Below are 18,875 nucleotides of genomic sequence, written 5' to 3' on the forward strand. Positions count from 1 at the left end.
TGGAGGTCGGTCGGCTGCGGGTCAGACGAGGGCGCCGGACAGGGCGAGGGAATGCAGGAAGCGCATCAAGGTCATCAGCACGTCCTTGCTGGAGGCGCGACGCCGCACGTCGCACTCGACGATCGGGATGTCCGGGCCGAGGTCCAGTGCTCCGCGTAGTTCCTCGATCGGGTAACGCGGCGCGTCGGGGAAGGAGTTGACGGCGACGACGAAGGGCACGCCGCGTTCCTCCAGCCGACCCATGACGTCGAAGCTCACTTCCAGGCGCCGAGTGTCGACCAGGACCACGGCGCCGAGCGCACCTTCGAAGAGGCCGTTCCACAGGAACCAGAAGCGCTCCTGGCCGGGGGTTCCGAAGAGGTAGAGCACCAGCTTCTCGGTGATGCTGATGCGGCCGAAGTCCATGGCCACGGTAGTGGCCACCTTGGAGTCGGAACCGTAGTTGTCGTCCACGCCGATCCCGGCCTGGGTCATGGTCTCCTCGGTGGTCAGCGGCCTGATCTCGCTGACGGAACCAACCATGGTGGTCTTGCCGACACCGAAACCGCCCACGATCACGATCTTCACCGCGGCCTGGGCCGTGTGCGGCAGATGGTCCTCGGTACGCGGGCCGGGGATGGTGTCAGAGCTTTTGAAGTCCATGCATCACCGCTTCGAGGAGTGAACGGTCGGGGAGCGCCTGGCGGACGATCGGGGCGCGCGCCTGCACCAGTTCGGCCGTGATCAGCTCGGTGATCATCACGGTCATCGCGCTGAACGGCAGTTGCAGATAGGCCGAGAGCTCGGCCACGGACAGGGGGGCGGCACAGAGCCGGAGCACTGCGGCGTGCTCCGGTGTGGCGGCCGGCGGTGGCGCGGAGCGCGCCACGATCAACGTCACCAGGTCGAGTTCGGCGCGCGCGCCGTCGTCGGATCCGGCAATGGTGTAAAGCCGTTCGGGATTCTTGGGCTCGGGGTTCTTGGGCTCGGCCTGGCCGTCCGCGGTCCCGGGCGGGTTCGGCGGCGGAGGGGGCTGCGGCCGGTGCCGTTTGCGTTGTGGAGGTGTCATACGGTCTGCCCGTTCCGCCGGGGCGGACTGGTGAGGTGGGCGCCGATCCGGACGACGAGGTCGCGCATCATGCCGCTCATCCGGCCCGGTTCACAGGTCACGTCGGCGAGGACGGCGAGGTAGGCGTTGGCGCCCCCCGCCGACATCAGGTAGAAGTAGCCGCCGTCGATCTCGATGACGACGAGCTTCATCTCACCGGCGCCGGGGATCTCCTGGATGATGGCACCGGCCAGGCTCTGCACGCCCGCGCAGGCAGCGGCCACCCGGTCGGCGGCGTCGGGGTCGCCGCCGTAGCGGGCGATGCGCAGTCCGTCGGCGGAGAGGACCACGATCATCTGGATACCGGGTACGCCGTCGTTCAGCTGCTTGAGCATCCAGTCGAAGTTGCCTCGCTGCTGGATCACGTGAGGTCCCCCTCGTCGTCGGCCTCGGTGGCGGCCTCGATGACAGTGTCCGAATCGTTGAGCAGGTACAGGTACTTGTGCGGGTTCTGGGTGAAGTCGGTCGGGGAGACGTCCTCGGGCATGCCCTTCTTCAGACCCTCGAAGAAGGCGTCAACCCACAGGCCTGGCGGTCGGTCCCGCAGTTTCTGCAGCTCGGGGTCGCTCTCGGGCTCGGGCTCGGGCTGGGACCAGATGGTCGGTGTGCCCTCGCGCTCGGCGCGTTCGATGGCGGCTTGTTCGGCGTACCGCTGGCTGAGCGGGGTCTTCACCCGGCTGCGGCGCTGTGGAAGTCCACCCGCGGTCCACTCGGTGACCTCGGGGACGTCCTCCTCCATGGAGATCCCGGCGGGGATGCGGGGGCTGGTCGGGCGACGCTTCTTGGGCGGGCGCTTGGGACCCTCGACGGCACCGAGTTCGGGCTTGGGTACGCCGGTGGCTCCGATGCCGTGCGCGGCACCCACACCCGGCTCGGTGGTGGTCATCACGCGCGGCACGATGAGGATCGCACGAACGCCGCCGTAGGCTGAGGCGCGCAGCGAGACCTCCATGTCGAACTGCTTGCAGAGCCGGCCGACGACAGCGAGGCCGAGACGCGGGTTCTCACCGAGGTTCTGGGCGTCGTCACCCGCCTTGGCGTCCTCGATCATCCGCTCGATGCGGGCGCGGGACTCCTCGTTGAGGCTGACGCCAGCGTCCTCGATTTCGATGACGATCCCGGTCTGTACCTCAGCAGCGGTGACGTGCACCTTGGTCGAGGGCGGCGAGTAGCGGGTGGCGTTGTCGAGGAGTTCGGCGGCGGCGTGGATGACCGGCTCGACCGCGGTTCCCTTGATGTTGATGTTGACGATGGAGTTCAGGTCGATGCGGCGGTACTCCAGGATGCGGGACATGGCGCCGCGCAGCACGCTGTAGAGGGATACCGGCAGCGGCCACTGGCGACCGGGCCGGCCGCCGCCGAGGACCGCGATGGAGTCGGCGAGGCGGCCGATCAGCGAGGTGCCGTGGTCGAGCCGCAGCAGGTCGTCGAAGACCTCCGGGTTGCGACCGTGGTCCTCCTCCATCTCCCGGAGTTCCCGGGCCTGCTGGTGGACGATGGCCTGGACGCGGCGGGCGATGCTGACGAAGGAGCGCTCGGTGGCGTCGCGCATCGAGATTTCGTGATCGGCCCCGCGCAGCGCGACGCGCAGCAACTCGCGGTACGCCTCGGGCAGCGAGCGCAGCTCGGGATCCATGTCGTAGACGTTGCGCAGCACGTCCCGGAGCACCTCTCCGGCACGCAGCCGGTACAGGCCGGTGGGCAGGACATCGGTGGCGAAGCGGGTGATCAGCTCGTCATGGGCAGCGAGGCGGTGCTCCAGATACGCCGTGTGACGGGCGTGTTCGGCCTGCGCCTCGCGGAGCCTGCGTCCGCGGCGAACGGCTTCGGCGCCGGTGGCGAGGACCAGCAGCACGGCCAGGGCCCCGACCGCGCCGACGGCGATCCGGGCCACCGCCGGTGCAAGGACGACGGCGGCCCCGGTCGCGGCGGCCATCAATATGGCGGGCGGCAACAGCACGCGCGCATAGGGACGTTCACGGCCACCGGGAGGCTTCTGAACACTCACCATGGATGCCTTCTGAGACGAATCGGCTGGGTGTCGGGGGAGCTTGCAGGGGGAAGGTTCACGGAACTGTGGGGCGTCGGGGAATGTTTGGGAACAAGCGCACGAATACACCGCAACTCGGTGCGCCGCGGGCGAGCTTAGTCCGACCGGATCAACGCCGTGTCATATTCGGCAAGCACCTGAAAACGCCCACACAACGGGAGTACGCTCAGCCTCATTTACACGCTCGGCTTCTCTTCGCACACGCTGGGTGACGGCGGGCGGGCGTGCGAACACCACTCACCGTGAGGGGTGACGATGGCCCTCTGAACGGGACCGAGCCGGACCGGAGCGATCAGGTGGACCGGACGCCGGTGTCGCCCCGCGCCACGTCAGCCGCCACCCGGACCGGGCACCCGAACGGGACGTTCCCTTGCCGGTGACAGTGTCCGACTGCCGACAAACGGCTGGGGTGGGTACGTGCGGCCCGGAGCACGGCGAACCGACCCTGCCGGGCACCCGGCCCGGTCAGGACACCGCTCGCCGGGGTCGTTCGGCCACGGCACAACGGCTCCACGCCGGCACGGCACAGCGTCCCCGGAGCCGCCTCTCGGCCCGGGGGGTGGGGACGGCAAGGCGCTGACCCGGGAGGGCCGCGAGGGAGCCCCGGTGCGGCACCGGCCGTCCGCTTACGGACACGGCCGGTGCGCGGGGGCCCGGGGGCCCACCGACACCCCGCCCGTACGCGGGGGCGGCATCACTTTCAGGGGGTACGGAACGTGACTGTGCTGACACCGGACGTCCACCGTCCGGTGGACGCGCATGCCCCCGTACGCGAGACTTCCGCCGGTGGTGCTTGCCCGGCCGGTTTCGGCGACCGCACCCCGGCGACCCTCCGCGGAAGTCCGCCCGGCCGCCGGCGGCACCGAGCTCCTAGCAGCCGCCGGTGGCGGCCGGTCACCCCACGGACGAGTAGGCCACCACACCCCGCAGCAACTGGTCCACGGCCTTGCGCGCTGCCTTGGCCACGGTCGAGCCCTCCGCGGGGGCCGCCGCCGAGATCTGGCCGAGTACGTCGATCACCTGTTTGCACCACCGCACGAAGTCACCCGCGGGCATCTCCACCTCGCGCAGCACTTCGTCCAGCCCCTTCCCGGAAGCCCACATGTACGCGGCCCAGGCGAACCCGAGATCGGGTTCGCGCTGCCCCACGCCTTCGGTCTGGCTGATCCTGAACTCCTCCTCCAGAGCGTCCAGCCGACCCCAGATCCGGACCATCTCGCCCAGCGCGGCCTTCGCCCTACCGGAGGGCAGTTTGGGCGCCAGCGCGTCATCGCCGACCCGGGCCTCATACACCAAGGCGGAGACGCAAGCGGCGAGTTCAGCCGGACCGAGTCCCTCCCAGACGCCCTCGCGTAGGCATTCACTGGCCAGCAGGTCGAGTTCGCCGTACAGCCGGGCGAGCCGCCTACCGTGCTCGGTGACCTCGTCACTGCGCAGGTAGTCCAGCTCGGTCAACAGCGCGACGATCCGGTCGAAGGTGCGCGCGATGGTGTTCGTACGGCCCTCGATCCGCCGCTCCAGCTGCGAGGTGTCGCGCAGCAGCCGGTGGTAGCGCTCGGCCCAACGGGCGTGGTCTTCACGGTCATTGCAGCCGTGGCACGGATGCGCGCGGATCGCGGTCCGCAGCCGCGCGATCTCGCGGTCGTCGGCGGCCTGCGACCGCTTCTTGCGGGCCCGCTCCGGCGGAATGTGCCCGGCCTTGGTACGCAGCGCAGAGGCGAGGTCCCTACGGGACTGCGGCGAGCGCGGGTTGAAGGACTTCGGGATCCGCATCCGGTCCAGCGGCTCCACCGGCACCGGGAAGTCCATCGCTGCCAGCCGCTTCACCTGCCGTTCCGCGGTCAGCACCAGCGGGCGCGGACCGTCGTGGTGATCGAACCCGCGATGACCGTTGGACCGGCCGGCGGGCAGGCCGGGGTCGAGCACCAGGGCCAGACCGGCGTACTTGCCGGTGGGCACGTGGATGACGTCACCAGGCCTCAGCCGCTCCAGGGCGACGGCAGCCTCGGCACGGCGCTGCGCAGCTCCCTGACGGGCCAGCTCCGTCTCCCGATCCTTCAGCTCGCGGCGCAACCGTGCGTACTCCTCGAAGTCGCCGAGATGGCAGGTCATGGATGCCTTGTAGCCGGACAGCCCCTCTTCGTTGCGCTGCACCTGGCGTGAGATCCCGACGACCGACCTGTCGGCCTGGAACTGCGCGAAGGACGTCTCCAGCAGTTCGCGCGAGCGGTGCCGTCCGAACTGCTCCACCAGGTTGACCGCCATGTTGTACGACGGCTTGAAGCTGGAGCGCAGCGGATACGTGCGCGTGCCCGCGAGGCCGGCGAGGTGCTCGGGGCTCATGCCGCGCTGCCACAACACGACGGCGTGGCCCTCGATGTCGATGCCACGGCGCCCGGCCCGACCGGTGAGCTGGGTGTACTCGCCGGGCGTGATGTCGGCGTGCTGCTCGCCGTTCCACTTGACGAGTTTCTCCAGCACCACAGAGCGAGCAGGCATGTTGATGCCGAGCGCGAGGGTCTCGGTGGCGAACACGGCCTTCACCAGGCCGCGCACGAACAGTTCCTCGACGACCTCCTTGAAGGTCGGCAGCATGCCCGCGTGGTGGGCGGCGATGCCGCGTTCCAGCCCCTCCAGCCACTCGTAGTAGCCGAGGACGTGCAGGTCCTCGGGCGGGATGGAGGCGGTGCGTTCCTCGACCAGGGCACGGACCCGGTGCCGCGCCTCCTCATCGTTGAGTCTCAGGCCCGCGTACAGGCACTGCTGGACGGCTGCCTCACAGCCGGCACGGCTGAAGATGAAGGTGATGGCGGGCAGCAGTCCCTCGGCATCCAGGCGCTCGATGACCTCGGGCCTGCCCGGCGTCCACACGCGTGAACGCTGTCTGCGCTCCCGCTCCCGGTCGGCCTCACGCATCGACCGGCCGCGCCTGCGGTCCTGGTACGACGGCCGGGTGGCTTCCATGCGGGCCAGGCGGACCAGATCGGGATTGACCGCCTTCTTGTGGCCCTCGCCCTCCTCGAACAGGTCGTACATCCGGCGCCCGGCCAGCACGTGCTGGAACAGCGGAACGGGCCGGTGCTCGGCGACGATCACCTCGGTGTCGCCGCGGACGGTGTCCAGCCAGTCACCGAACTCCTCGGCGTTGGACACGGTCGCGGAGAGCGAGACCAGGGTCACCGACTCGGGCAGGTGGATGATGACTTCCTCCCAGACGGCACCGCGAAAACGGTCCGAGAGGTAGTGCACCTCGTCCATCACCACGTAGCCGAGGCCGAGCAGGGTCCGCGAGCCGGCGTAGAGCATGTTCCGCAGCACTTCGGTGGTCATCACGATCACCGGGGCGCCGGAGTTCACACTGTTGTCACCCGTGAGCAGGCCGACCTTTTCGGTGCCGTATCGACGGCACAGATCGGCGTACTTCTGGTTGGACAGCGCTTTGATGGGAGTGGTGTAGAAGCACTTCCTGCCCTGCTGCAGGGCGAGGTGGACGGCGAACTCGCCCACGATGGTCTTGCCCGAGCCGGTGGGGGCGGCCACCAACACGCCCTTCCCCGCCTCCAGCGCCTGGCAAGCCTCGATCTGGAACGGGTCGAGGCCGAAGTCATACATCTCGCGGAAGGACGCGAGCGCGGTCGCCTGCTCGGCTGCCCGCCTGCGGGCCGCTGCATAACGCTCGGCCGGTGAGAGGTCCTCTGTCATCGTGCTTTCGAGCGTACCGGGCCCCACCGACAACAGGACGATCATTATCCGGAACGTGTGCTGATCGACAGGACAGGAGACGACCGGAGGCGCCAACCGACGCGGACACGCGAACGCGAACGCCCCCGCCCCGGGACCTCGCCCGGGGCCGGGGCATCGCACAGTCACTCGGTGATGACCGGGTCCCGTCAGGTCATGTCACGTCGTCGTAGCCGTTGACCCGGTCGGTGGCGGGGAGCTCGGGCGCGGCGCCCGCGGTCACGGCCTCCACCTCATCGATGTCCTCGGGGGTGAGGTCCAGCTCGGATGCCTCGTCGTCCCCAAGCGCCCGGTCCTCGCGGCGGGCCCGACGGCGGTCGTTGAGCAGTGAGAAGGTCACGGCGATGAAGAACAGCGCCCAGATCGGCGCCGCCAGCGCGAGCATGGACATCGGGTCGGCACCAGGTGTGGCCACGGCCGAGAAGGCGGCGATGCCGACGACCATGCCGCGCCACCAGCCGAGCATGCGGCGGCCGGAGAGGATGCCGGTGAGGTTGAGCATGACGAGCAGCAGCGGCATCTCGAAGGAGAGGCCGAAGACCACCACCATGCGCGTGACCAGGTCGAGCAGCTTGTCCAGCTCCAGCAGGTTCTCCGCGCCCTGGGGCGTGAAGTTGATCATCACCTTCGCCGTGGCGGGCAGCACGTTGTAGGCGAGGTATCCGCCCACGAGGAAGAGCGGGAAACCGAGCGTGACGAACGCGTAGGCGTACTTCTTCTCGTGGCGGTGCAGGCCGGGCGCGACGAACGCCCACAGCTGGTAGAGCCAGATCGGCGCCGCCACCACCACACCGGCGGTCAGCGAGGCCTTCAGCGCCAGCGTGAAGGGCGTCAGCAGGCCGGTGACCGTGATGTGCGCACAGTGGACGTCTTCTTTGGTCTTCGCCAACTGCCCGAAGGACTGCGCGCAGCCGACGGATTCCAGCAGCGGCTTGGTGATGAAGTTGATGATGTCCTTGTAGAAGAAGGCCGCCACCACCGTGACCACGATGATCGCCAGGACACCTTTTGCGAGCCGGTTGCGCAGCTCACGCAAGTGATCCGCGAGCGGCATCCGCCCCTCGGGATCCCTCGCCTCCTTGCGGGCAGACTTGGGCAACCCACATCCTCATCTCGTGCAGCGGACCGGATGCCCCGGTCCTCGCGTCAGCGCTGGGTCGTGTCGGACGGCTCGTTGACCGGACGGGAGCTGGTCACGTCGCCGGGCGCGGCCTGGATCGTGCGCTGAGCCTGAGCCTGCTCCTCGGTGGGCTGGGAGGAGGTGGTGGACTGCTTGCCGTCGTCCTTCATCGCCTTGGCCTCGCTCTTGAGGATGCGCGCGGACTTACCGAGCGAACGCGCCATGTCCGGAAGCTTCTTGGAGCCGAACACGAGCACGATCACCAGAACCAGGAGCACCAGGTGCCACGGCTCAAGTGCGTTGCGGAACATAAGTCTTCACCTTCTCACTGAGGCGGGGCGGCGGGACATGCTCGACCAGTCGGACAAGCGTCTGACCATTGTGCTGGCAGCGATCGTAACGCCCCGGGGTGAACGGCTAACAATCCCCGTGCGTACTCCCGCTCTGCGGACCGCGCCTCGTTCTCCGGGCCGCGACCAGCAGCGTACCTGGCCGGATGGGCATGGTGACAGGGCGAAGTGACCCAAAACGCACAACATCACACGATCACAGAGTGTCCACGGCCTGGGACGCACGCACGGCCGCCCGCTCCAGGTCCTCGGCTGCCCTGCTGATGCGGCGCGCGGATTCCGTGACCTGCTGTCCGAGACGCCGCGCCTCTAGGAAGACCCGGACGGCGAGCACCCCCAGAACGGCGAGACCCAGGAAACCAACGGCTACCGCGAACATCGGCCAGAACATGGCGTCGAGCCTAGACCGTCCCGAGTCGTGGAACGCAGCCGCCTACACCGTGGAGTGCAGCCGCAGGGTCCTGACCCCACCGACGGTGAGCAGTTCCACGATGCGCTCGCCGGCCGGCTTGCGGACCACAGCGCCGCACTCCGGGCAGGTGAAGGAGTAGAACGTGGTCCGGCTGGTGGCGCCGATGGCGAGACGTAACGCGCTGGCCGCGAGCTCGAAGCGGCCCCGGCAGTCCGGGCATCCGGCCTTGAACACCACGGGGACCACTCTCCTCATCCCGGCGAAGGCGGTCGCCACCGTCATCTCGCCGGCACCGGTCACCGGAGACTCGCACAAAGCCCTCGCTCCTCATTCCTCTGATCGTTCGCCTTCGGGGCGCCGCGGATCAGATCCGCCGGTCGTGCCCGTCGTCCTGCCCGTGCCCGGCCGCCCCCGCCACGCCTGGCGGTCCTTCGTAGGCCGCCAGTGCCTCGCGAGCCGCTCGGCGGGCACTCTCGGCCAGCTCCGGCGGGGAGACGATCCGGCCGTCGCTGCCGAGCCGGAGCGCCAGCCGGCGCAGGGAAGCCGGATCAGGTGTACGCAAGGTGATACGCAGTCCGCCGTCGGGAAGCTCATCGGCGTTGTCGTGCGGGTAGTACTCGGCGACCCAGCGCCCGCCCGGACCGACTTCGACCACCACCTCCGGGTCTTCGGCGGCCGGCTGCACCAGCCCCTCGGACAGATCACGCAGCTCGACCTCCGGTGGCGCGGAATGCTCGTCGAGGACCCTGATCTCCGCGACCCGGTCGAGCCGGAAGGTGCGGCGCGCCTCGGAACGGCGGCACCACGCCTCCACATAGGTGTGCCCGACGCTGACCAGGCGAATCGGGTCGATCTCCCGCTCGGTGACCTCGTCCCGGGCCGGGGAGTAGTAGCGGATCCACAGCCGGCGGCGCTCGGAGATGGCCCGGTCGACGTCGGCGAAGACCCCGCCCTCGGACTCGAAGGTCACCGACAGGCGGGAACTGGCGCCCGCTGCCTCGCCTGCCGCGGTCTCCACCTTGGCGGTGGCTCGCAGCAGAGCCTGGCGGTCACCCTCCCGCAGACCCGGCAGGGTCGACACCGCGCGGGCGGCCACCAGCAGGGCGGTGGCCTCGTCGGCGGCGAGCCGGAGCGGTTCGGCCGCCTCCTCGCCGAGCGCCGCCGGGTTGTGCCACCAGATACGCTCACCGTCGGTGTCGATGTCCAGGAGGTCGCCACCGCGGAAACTGGTACCGCACATGGGCAGCAGATCAAGATCGGCGACGAGTTCGTCCTCGGTGATGCCGAAGGCACGCGCGACGTCCGCGATCCGGGCGCCGGGGCGCTCCCTGAGATAGGTCACCAGGGAGAGCATCCGCCTCGTCTGGTCAATGGCGTTCACGGGCCTGGCCGATTTACCTGCCATGGTTCTGTTCCGCTCCCCCTCAGCCCTTGGCCACGGCGCGTAGCCGGTCCACCACGTCGGCCCGCAGTTCGGCAGGCTCCAGCACCACCACGTCTGGCCCGAACTCCACCAGCCAGGCGTCCAGGCCGTGCCCGTATGGAATCTCCAACTCGTCCCATCCGTTGCCGAGTTCCTGGACCTTGACGGCTTTCGCCCGTAGGGGGTATCCGGCGCCCGAGCGCAGCCGGATCAACGCCGAGCGGTTGGCGATCTCCCCCGCCCAGCTCGCAACGGTCTCGCGCACCGTGACGACGTCCGGCACCGGCGCGGTGAAGCCCGTACCACGGGAGCGAACACGGCCGGTGATCCGGGAGAGGCGGAAGACACGCTCGGCGCCTCGGTCCCGGTCGAAACCGGCCAGGTACCAGTGGCCGCGCCAACACTCCAGCGCCCACGGCTCCACATGCCGGCTCTCGGGGCGGGCGGCCGAGGCCTTGCGGTAGTCGAAGACAACCGGGCGGCGGTCACGGCAGGCCAGCATCAGCGGCTCGAAGGCGGCCTCGTGCACCGGGATACGCGGCTCCAGGGCGCCATGCGCCTCGTACGGGTCGACGCCCTCCGGCAGGCCCGCGGCACGCAGCTTCTGCAGGGCCCCGCTGGCGGCGCCGGCGAGGCGGACCTGTTGCCAGACCTTGGCGGCCAGCCCCAGAGCGGCGGCCTCCTCGGCGTCCAGGGTGATGGGGGGCAAGCGGTTGCTGTCGCGGCGGGCGAGATAGCCGACCTCACCGTCGAGGTTCTCCACGGTCTCGATGACCATGCCCAGCTCGCGCAGGTCGTCCTTGTCCCGCTCAAACATGCGGTTGAAGGAGTCGTCGCTGCCGGCCGCGTCCTTCCCCACCCTGGAGGCCTCGACGTACGCCTCGATGGAATCGCGCAGTTCCCGTTTGCTCAGTGGCCGCCGCGTCCCCAGCAGACACAACGCGAGGTTCATCAGCCGCTCGGCCTTGGCAATGGCCATCGACGCCCTTCGCCTTCCTCTGGTGCTTCCGACCGATGACCGTACCGCTCCGCGGTGTCGGGGCAAAAGCCGGAACAAAGTTGCGGTCCCTTCCCACAGGGCGAGAGACATGGAAAGAGGGCCCGCACACACGGCACGGGCCCTCTGTTGACCAGATCCGGTCAGCGCTTGGCCACGCCCACCAGGTCGCAGACGAAGATCAGCGTCTCACCCGGGGCGATCACATGGCCCGCGCCACGGTCCCCGTAGGCCAGGTGGGCGGGAATGGTCAGCTGGCGGCGACCACCGACCTTCATGCCCTGCACGCCCTTGTCCCAGCCCTGGATGACCTGGCCGACACCGAGCTGGAAGTCCAGCGGCTTGCCGCGGTTCCAGGATGCGTCGAACTCCTCACCGGTGGAGAACGCGACGCCCACGTAGTGGACCTTGACGAAGTCACCCGCAGCGGCGACCTCGCCCTCGCCCTCCCAGACGTCCTTGATCTCCAGGTCCTTCGGGGGCTCGCCGCCCGGGAAGTCGATCTCGGGCTTGTCGATGTTCACCAAAAGCTCCTGCTTGTGTACGACACGGAACGCGGACAGTCTTTCATCCCCGAGGCGCTCCCGCCCGCCACGGGCGTCCCGCGTGCTACATCGCCGCCAGGATGTCCACCGTGAACACCAGGGTAGACCCCTTCTTGATCACACCACCGCTCGGCGGATTGTCACCGTAGGCCAGGTCCGGCGGTACGACGATCAACACCCGGCTGCCCACCTTCTTGCCGGTCAGCCCCTGTGCCAGGCCCTTGACCGTCTGCTGCATCTGCCCGATCGAGAACTGGCTGAGCCGGCCCGAGCCGTACGTCTGCTGGAAGGTCTTGCCTCCGTCCCAGACCAGGCCCTGGAACTGGCACAGCACCGTCTGGTCGGCCTTCACCTCCGGGCCGTCGCCCTCCAGGACGTACACGGACACGAGCTTCTTCGGCGGATCGGCCTTGGGAACGGTGACCTCGGGTACCTTGCCGTCGGTGTTGGTGGCGACCTTCGGCAGCCCGGCGTCGCTCTGCGTGACCGCTTTGCCCTGGGCTGAGCTCTTGGAACTGAACACGTCGATCAGGTCGATGACGAACACCAGGGTGTCCGTGCCCTTGATGCCCGCCTGTGGCTGGCCCGACTCGCCGTATCCCAGGGCGGGCGGCACCGCGATCTCGACCCGACTACCGGTCTTCTTGCCCGCGAGGGCGTACCGCCAGCCGTCGATGATGCTGCCCTGGGCGAGCTGCATGACCAGCGGGCTCTTGCGGTCGTAGGAGTTGTCGAAGACCTTGCCCGTGTCCCAGATCTGACCCAGGTAGTTCGCCTGGATGAACTCGTTCTCGGCGACCGTGCGGCCGCTGCCCGCGATCACTGTCTTCACCGCGAGGTTCTTCGACGGCTCCCCCGTCCCCTTGGCGACGGTCGGCTTCTCGCCGAACTTCACGCCCGCCGTGATCGCCGGCAGCGGCCCGTCCACGATCTTCGGCGGAGGCGTGCTGGACTGCGAGGACGACGGTGAGGCACCGGCCTTACTGGAGTCGGACTTGCCGTCCCCGCACCCGGCGAGCGTGACCAGTCCTGCGGGCAGGGCGGCAAGGAGAAGCGAGCGTCGGCGCACGGAAAGGCCTCGTAATCGGTCGGTCTTGTGGATGGCGTGCGCGCAAACTCTACGGTGTGAGAAGGGCGCCGTACGGAAAACGTACGACGCCCGTGTGGCGTTCCCCCGTGACTGGTGTCCGGAGGTCCGCTCGCCCACGCTCTCCGCTACATTCCGGCGATCAGCTTCTCCACCCGGTCGTCCACCGAACGGAACGGGTCCTTGCACAACACGGTGCGCTGCGCCTGATCGTTGAGCTTCAGATGCACCCAGTCGACCGTGAAGTCCCTGCGCTGTTCCTGCGCCCGCCGGATGAAGTCGCCGCGCAACCGGGCCCGAGTGGTCTGCGGCGGCACCGACTTACCCTCGAAGATCTTCAAATCATTGCAGACACGGGCGGCTTGCCCCTTCTTCTCCAGCAGGTAGTACAGGCCACGACGGCGGTGGATGTCGTGGTAGGCGAGGTCTATCTGCGCGACCCGCGGATGCGACATCGTCATGTTGTGCTTGGCCCGGTACCGCTCGATGAGCTTGTACTTCATCACCCAGTCGATCTCGGTGGCGATCCGGTCCAGTTCCTCGGTCTCGATCGCGTCGAGCGTACGGCCCCACAGCTCCAGGACCTGGGCGACCGTACCCGTGCGGATACCCCGTCGGTCGCAGAAGTCCACGGCCTTGTCGAAGTACTCGCGCTGCACCTCCAGCGCCGAGGCCTCCCGGCCGCTGGCCAGACGCACCTTGCGCCGTCCGGTGGTGTCGTGGCTCACTTCGCGGATCGCCCGGATCGGGTTCTCCAGGGTGAGGTCGCGCATCACGGTGCCCGCCTCGATCATGCGCAGCACCAGATCCGTGGCGCCGACCTTCAGCAGCATCGTCGTCTCGGACATGTTGGAGTCGCCGACGATCACATGCAGCCGGCGGTAGCGCTCGGCGTCCGCGTGCGGTTCGTCCCGGGTGTTGATGATGGGCCTCGACCGGGTCGTCGCCGAGGAGACGCCCTCCCAGATGTGCTCCGCGCGCTGACTGACGCAGTACACCGCACCGCGCGGTGTCTGCAACACCTTGCCCGCGCCGCACAGCAACTGCCTCGTCACCAGGAAGGGGATGAGGATGTCCGCGAGCCGGGAGAACTCCCCGTGCCGGGCCACCAGGTAGTTCTCGTGACAACCGTAGGAGTTGCCCGCCGAGTCGGTGTTGTTCTTGAACAGGTAGACGTCGCCCGCGATTCCCTCCTCGTGCAGGCGTCGTTCCGCGTCCACCAGGAGTCCTTCGAGAATGCGCTCGCCGGCCTTGTCGTGGGTGACCAGTTCGATCACGTTGTCACATTCGGGTGTCGCGTATTCCGGATGTGAGCCCACGTCGAGATAGAGCCGGGCGCCGTTTCGCAGAAAGACATTGCTGCTGCGGCCCCATGACACGACACGGCGGAAGAGGTACCTGGCCACCTCGTCAGGAGACAGGCGCCGCTGTCCCCTGAACGTGCATGTGACGCCGTACTCGTTCTCCAGCCCGAAAATGCGGCGGTCCATGACTGAACATTACGCCCGATCCCCTGCTCTGAAACGGGGTTCGACAGCACGATTCGGATCATTTTCCGAGGAAGCCGCAACCACCCCGCCCCGCGCGGGAGCTGCGAGGACCCGACCGGTGGCCAGCAGGACCAGCAGCGACACGGCCCCCGCCACACCCGGCAGCGCGAAACCCCAGAGCGTGCCGCCGGCCTGGACCACCGGCCCCGCCAGGCCCGTTCCCACCGAGGCACCCACGGTGAACGTCGTCACGAGCCAGGAGAAGGCCTCGGTGACGGTCCCACCCGGAGCGTGGCGGTCGACGATGATGAAGGCGCACGCGATGCACGGTGCCAGGAACACCCCGGAAACCACACTGAGCAGCACCATCGCGACCGTACCCGGCATCAGCATCAGCGGCAGGTAACACACCGCCAGAAGGGCCACCAGGACCCGCAGTCGACGCTCGGGCGCACCGACCCACCGGCGCGCGCCGTAGGCGGTGCCGCCGATCAGCGCTCCCAGCCCCAGCCCGGCCATGAGCCATCCGTAGACCGCGTCGCCGCCGTGACCGTCGGCGTAGGACACCGAAGCGACCGTGATGGAACCCAGTGCGATACCGACGCACAGGAAGGCCGCGAGCAGCGCCAACAGTCCCGCCGACCGCAGGGCGCCCAGCCAGTGCGCCTCACGAGGCGCCGACCGCCACGCACGCGAGGGCGGCGAGGCCGCTACGGAGGACGCGCCCAGCACCCCCAGGACGTTCAACACGAGCAGCGCGGCACGCTCGTCCCACAGCGACACGCACAAGGTCACCAGCAGCGGCCCGACCGTGTACATGACCTCCTGCGCGACCGCGTCCATGGCGTAGGCCGTGTGCACCTGCTCCTCGCGGCGCAGCACGGACGGCCACAGGGCCCGCAGACCGCCCTCCAGCGGTGGGGCGAACAGGCCGGCCGCCGCGACGGCCGCGTAGGCGAGAGGCAACGGATCGGTGCCCGAACAGGCGAAGACGGCCATCGAGAGGGCCGCGAGCAGTGCGGCGGGCAACTGGACGCGCGGTTGGCCGTGCAGGTCCACTAGGCGGCCCAGCACCGGCTGCCCGATGGCGTTGGCGACGCCGTACACGGCTGCGAGGGCGCCCGCGAGGCTGTAGGTGCCGCCCTCGGCACGCACGAACAGCACCAGGGCGATCGCGGCGGTGGCGTTCGGCAGCCGCCCCACGAGGGTGCCGGTGAGCAGTCGCGCAGCATGCCGCGTCCGCAGGATCTCCAGGTATCCCGTGGCCATGCCTGCCTCCAAAGGCTCGCCCGGGACGCTTCAACGACCCGAAGTGTTACGTATAACGCCTCTGCTCATACGTACCATGTGCGCTGTTCGCACGTCCAGACGAAGGAGCAGGCCCGCGGTGGCACGCAGCAGTACGCGCCCGACCAGCCGTGACGTCGCCCAGGCCGCCGGGGTCTCCCAGGCCGCCGTCTCGCTCGTCATGGGCGACAAATGGCGCGGCCGCGTCTCGGAGGCCACCGCCGAACGGGTCCGCGAAGCCGCCCGCGACCTCGGCTACCGTCCCAACCTGGCCGCCCGCAACCTGCGCCTTGGCCGCACCCGCACGGTGCTGCTCGTGGTCCCCGCCCTGACCACCGAGTTCTTCGCCGGCGTCTACACGGGCGCCGCACGCGTGGCCGCCGAGCACGGCTTCGGCGTCGTCCTCTACCCCTCGCCCGAGGGTATCGGCCCGGCCCGCGACCCCTTCGCCTCCGCGCAAGCCGCCCTAGACGGCGTCATCGCCTCCTCCATGGCCGCCGACGCCCTCACCGCGATCCGCGGCGACCAGCTGCCCCTGGTCATGCTCGACAGCGACCCCGAAGGCAGCCTCGGCGCCGCCACCGTGAACCTCGACATCGCCGACGGTGTCCGCCAGGTCGCCGGCCACCTGCTGGACCTCGGCCACCGCCACGTGCTCCACCTGGCCGCGGACGTGCCCTCCTGGACCTTCGAGGTCCGCGCACGGGAACTCGCGACGCGCATGGCAGCCGTGCCGAACACGGAGATCCGCACGGCCCGGGCACCGATCTCCATCGTGGGGGCCCTCACCGCCACCGAGGCCGCGCTCACCACGCCGGGACCGCGCCCCACCGCCATCGTCTGCGACGATGACAAACTCGCCGCCGGCGCCTACAAGGCGCTGCGTCGCCTCGGCCTGCGTGTCCCTGAGGACGTCTCCGTGACCGGCCTGGACGACCTCGCCCTCGCCACTGCCATCGACCCCGAGCTGACGACCGTACGGCTGGACGCGGAGCTGTTCGGGGAACGCGGTATGCAGGCCCTGCTGGCCGTCCTGGAGGGCAGGGAACCTGAAGGCGGGGACATCCCCGTGCAACTGGTCGTACGGGGCTCCACAGCGCCACCGCGGGCCGTCTGAAAGCGGGTGCGCCCCGGTCCTGGGAACGTGGGGGCGTCCTCACGGCCGGCCGGGGCACATCGCTTCAGGAGCGGACCGCTACTCCTCGGGCCCGTCCTCCTCGGAGCCCTCCGCCTCCGTCGCCGCACCCTCCGCCTCCAGCAAGCGGGCGAGCCGACGGCCGACGATCCGCTTGAACTTGCGCTTCTGCGGACGCGTACGGTCCAGCACCGCGACCTCCAGGCGCTCGGCAGGGATCTCCCGCTCGCTGCCGTTGGTGTCGCGGGACAGGGCCTGCACGGCCAGCTTGAGTGCTTCCGCGAGGCTCATGCCGTCGCGGTGCCGCTGGTCCAGGAAACTGCTGATCTGCTCGGCGTTGCCGCCCACCGCCACCGAGCCGTGCTCGTCCACGATTGAGCCGTCGTGGGGCAGCCGGTAGATCTGGTCGCCCTCCGGGGTCTCCCCCACTTCGGCCACCACCAGCTCCACCTCGTACGGCTTCTCGCCTGCGGAGGAGAAGATCGTGCCCAATGTCTGGGCGTACACGTTGGCCAGACCCCGGGCCGTGACGTCGTCACGGTCATAGGTGTACCCGCGCAGATCGGCGTAGCGGACACCGCCGATCCGCAGGTTCTCGTACTCGTTGTACTTGCCTGCGGCCGCGAAACCGATCCGGTCGTAGATCTCGCTGAACTTGTGCAGCGCACGGGACGGGTTCTCGCCGACGAACACGATGCCGTCGGCGTACTGCAGCACGACCAGGCTGCGGCCGCGGGCGATGCCTTTACGGGCGTATTCCGCCCGGTCGGCCATGGCCTGCTGAGGTGAGACATAGAACGGCGTCGACACCGGTTATCCGTCCCTTTCTGTCATGGTCACTGGATCACCTTGATAAGAAGCACCGGGCCCGTGCTCAGAGCACGGCGGCCTTCGGGCCGTCGGGCTCCTCCAGACGCCGCTGGAGCACCGCACGGGAGAGTTCTGAGGACTCCTCCTCGGTGAGCCGGCGGAAGCCGTCCTCGGTGATCACGGTGATGATCGGGTAGATCCGGCGGGCGACATCGGGACCACCGGTCGCCGAGTCGTCGTCTGCCGCGTCGTAGAGGGCCTGCACCACGAGGGTCGTGGCCTGCTCCTCGGTCAGGTCGTCACGGAACAGCTTCTTCATCGCGCCGCGCGCGAAGATCGAGCCGGAACCGGTCGCCGCGAAATGATGCTCCTCGGAACGGCCGCCGGTGACGTCGTAGGAGAAGATCCGGCCCTTTTCCCGGTCCAGGTCGTACCCGGCGAAGAGCGGGACGACGGCCAGCCCCTGCATGGCCATGCCGAGGTTGGAACGGATCATGGTGGACAGACGGTTCGCCTTGCCCTCCAGCGACAGCTGGGCACCTTCGACCTTCTCGAAGTGCTCCAGCTCCAACTGGAAGAGCTTGACCATCTCCACGGCCAGACCCGCGGTGCCTGCGATACCGACGGCCGAGTACTCGTCCGCGGGGAACACCTTCTCGATGTCCCGCTGCGCGATCACATTGCCCATGGTCGCCCGGCGGTCACCGGCGAGTACCACACCCCCGGGGAACGTCACGGCCACGATGGTGGTGCCGTGCGGCGCCTCGATCACGCCCTGGGCGGGCAGCTGCCGGTTGCCGGGCAGCAACGCGGGCTGGTGCCCGGCGAGGAAGTCCATGAAGGAGGAGGACCCAGGCGTCAGGAAGGCAGCTGGCAGACGCCCGGTGCTACGAGGATTGGCTTCCACAAGTTTCCTTCCGGATAGACAACGGCAGACGAGCGGTGTCGGGATCGTCTCCCAACTTGCCGATGGCCGAATTGCAGTTGAAGCACAGTACGTCACGGACCCTACCCGTCTTGCGGTAGTGATCCACATGCACGGCCCGATCCGGAAACCGAATCGTGCAGGGCCCTGGTCGAGCTACGAGCGTCGCGGCACGTTCGGGCTTCGCCGGACCGGGGGTGCGCTTCAGGTGCCCCGCCCGGCCCGTCCGCCGCCCCACCCGGCCTGCTGAGGGCCACCGGGCCGGCCGGGGCACTGCGGTTCCGCCTCCACTCCCGAAGAGACCCGTTCTCACGGCAGGCGGGCCTGTACTCATGACCCGCAGACGCATCCGCTCCCCGGCGGCTGCCGCGCTCCTTGGCCCGCCGCCCCTGGCGGCATGCAGCCGCGCGCCCCCG

General features: G+C 69.0%; 19 protein-coding genes. 1 reads left to right on the top strand and 18 read right to left on the bottom strand.

What is annotated here, in order from left to right; translation table 11 throughout:
• Positions 1–21: 21 nt before the first annotated feature.
• The 15 genes from LK06_RS04930 to LK06_RS05000 all read right to left on the bottom strand — a co-directional run bounded on the left by LK06_RS04930 (position 22) and on the right by LK06_RS05000 (position 15,571).
• Positions 22–642 carry a GTP-binding protein gene (locus tag LK06_RS04930; RefSeq protein ID WP_039648761.1) on the bottom strand — a complete coding sequence of 207 codons (621 nt, stop codon included), beginning with the start codon at positions 640–642 and terminating at the stop codon, positions 22–24.
• Complete coding sequence (locus LK06_RS04935) at positions 623–1,048, bottom strand: DUF742 domain-containing protein (RefSeq protein ID WP_039648760.1); 426 nt, start codon at positions 1,046–1,048, stop codon at positions 623–625. The genes LK06_RS04930 and LK06_RS04935 overlap by 20 nt, the downstream gene beginning before the upstream one ends.
• Positions 1,045–1,452: a roadblock/LC7 domain-containing protein gene (locus LK06_RS04940; RefSeq protein WP_039648759.1), complete on the bottom strand. Its 408-nt coding sequence runs from the start codon at positions 1,450–1,452 to the stop codon at positions 1,045–1,047. The genes LK06_RS04935 and LK06_RS04940 overlap by 4 nt, the downstream gene beginning before the upstream one ends.
• Entirely contained in the window at positions 1,449–3,098 is a 1,650-nt protein-coding gene (locus LK06_RS04945) for an ATP-binding protein (protein WP_174673806.1), read from the bottom strand. The genes LK06_RS04940 and LK06_RS04945 overlap by 4 nt, the downstream gene beginning before the upstream one ends.
• 933 nt (positions 3,099–4,031) lie before the next feature.
• On the bottom strand, positions 4,032–6,884 hold the full coding sequence (locus tag LK06_RS04950) for a DEAD/DEAH box helicase (protein ID WP_039648757.1): 2,853 nt from the start codon (positions 6,882–6,884) through the stop codon (positions 4,032–4,034).
• Positions 6,885–7,032: 148 nt separating this feature from the next.
• A complete protein-coding gene (tatC, locus tag LK06_RS04955; protein ID WP_174673807.1) occupies positions 7,033–7,977 on the bottom strand; it encodes a twin-arginine translocase subunit TatC in 945 nt (314 codons plus the stop codon).
• Between the two features lie 47 nt (positions 7,978–8,024).
• Positions 8,025–8,309 (bottom strand): Sec-independent protein translocase subunit TatA, encoded by a 285-nt coding sequence (tatA, locus tag LK06_RS04960; protein ID WP_039648755.1) that lies wholly within the window; start codon positions 8,307–8,309, stop codon positions 8,025–8,027.
• A gap of 235 nt (positions 8,310–8,544) precedes the next feature.
• Positions 8,545–8,739 carry a hypothetical protein gene (locus LK06_RS04965; RefSeq protein ID WP_039648754.1) on the bottom strand — a complete coding sequence of 65 codons (195 nt, stop codon included), beginning with the start codon at positions 8,737–8,739 and terminating at the stop codon, positions 8,545–8,547.
• A gap of 42 nt (positions 8,740–8,781) precedes the next feature.
• A complete protein-coding gene (locus LK06_RS04970) occupies positions 8,782–9,042 on the bottom strand; it encodes a hypothetical protein (RefSeq protein WP_039649105.1) in 261 nt (86 codons plus the stop codon).
• An 82-nt stretch (positions 9,043–9,124) separates the two neighbouring features.
• Positions 9,125–10,165 (bottom strand): helix-turn-helix transcriptional regulator, encoded by a 1,041-nt coding sequence (locus LK06_RS04975; protein WP_039648753.1) that lies wholly within the window; start codon positions 10,163–10,165, stop codon positions 9,125–9,127.
• Positions 10,166–10,184: 19 nt separating this feature from the next.
• The gene (locus LK06_RS04980; RefSeq protein ID WP_039648752.1) at positions 10,185–11,162 is read right to left on the bottom strand and encodes a helix-turn-helix transcriptional regulator; all 978 of its coding nucleotides are present in this window, start codon (positions 11,160–11,162) and stop codon (positions 10,185–10,187) included.
• Between the two features lie 161 nt (positions 11,163–11,323).
• Positions 11,324–11,704: an FKBP-type peptidyl-prolyl cis-trans isomerase gene (locus LK06_RS04985; RefSeq protein ID WP_039648751.1), complete on the bottom strand. Its 381-nt coding sequence runs from the start codon at positions 11,702–11,704 to the stop codon at positions 11,324–11,326.
• A gap of 85 nt (positions 11,705–11,789) precedes the next feature.
• Positions 11,790–12,794 carry an FKBP-type peptidyl-prolyl cis-trans isomerase gene (locus tag LK06_RS04990; RefSeq protein WP_039648750.1) on the bottom strand — a complete coding sequence of 335 codons (1,005 nt, stop codon included), beginning with the start codon at positions 12,792–12,794 and terminating at the stop codon, positions 11,790–11,792.
• 146 nt (positions 12,795–12,940) lie between these two features.
• Positions 12,941–14,302, bottom strand: coding sequence for a Pup--protein ligase (pafA, locus tag LK06_RS04995; protein ID WP_039648749.1), 1,362 nt, complete (start codon positions 14,300–14,302; stop codon positions 12,941–12,943).
• A gap of 9 nt (positions 14,303–14,311) precedes the next feature.
• Positions 14,312–15,571 carry an MFS transporter gene (locus LK06_RS05000; RefSeq protein WP_039648748.1) on the bottom strand — a complete coding sequence of 420 codons (1,260 nt, stop codon included), beginning with the start codon at positions 15,569–15,571 and terminating at the stop codon, positions 14,312–14,314.
• 118 nt (positions 15,572–15,689) lie between these two features.
• Between LK06_RS05000 and LK06_RS05005 the strand changes: the two genes are divergently transcribed.
• Positions 15,690–16,706 carry a LacI family DNA-binding transcriptional regulator gene (locus tag LK06_RS05005; protein WP_039648747.1) on the top strand — a complete coding sequence of 339 codons (1,017 nt, stop codon included), beginning with the start codon at positions 15,690–15,692 and terminating at the stop codon, positions 16,704–16,706.
• Between the two features lie 78 nt (positions 16,707–16,784).
• On the opposite strand, the gene prcA is transcribed toward LK06_RS05005, so the two are convergent.
• The 3 genes from prcA to LK06_RS35025 form a co-directional block, all read right to left on the bottom strand.
• Positions 16,785–17,534, bottom strand: coding sequence for a proteasome subunit alpha (gene prcA / locus LK06_RS05010; protein ID WP_039648746.1), 750 nt, complete (start codon positions 17,532–17,534; stop codon positions 16,785–16,787).
• Positions 17,535–17,598: 64 nt separating this feature from the next.
• A complete protein-coding gene (prcB, locus tag LK06_RS05015) occupies positions 17,599–18,441 on the bottom strand; it encodes a proteasome subunit beta (RefSeq protein ID WP_039648745.1) in 843 nt (280 codons plus the stop codon).
• Positions 18,422–18,808 carry an endonuclease domain-containing protein gene (locus tag LK06_RS35025; RefSeq protein ID WP_324618349.1) on the bottom strand — a complete coding sequence of 129 codons (387 nt, stop codon included), beginning with the start codon at positions 18,806–18,808 and terminating at the stop codon, positions 18,422–18,424. The genes prcB and LK06_RS35025 overlap by 20 nt, the downstream gene beginning before the upstream one ends.
• Positions 18,809–18,875: the final 67 nt, after the last annotated feature.

Origin of the sequence: Streptomyces pluripotens, from assembly GCF_000802245.2 — a bacterium.
Taxonomy (GTDB): Bacteria; Actinomycetota; Actinomycetes; order Streptomycetales; family Streptomycetaceae; genus Streptomyces; species Streptomyces pluripotens.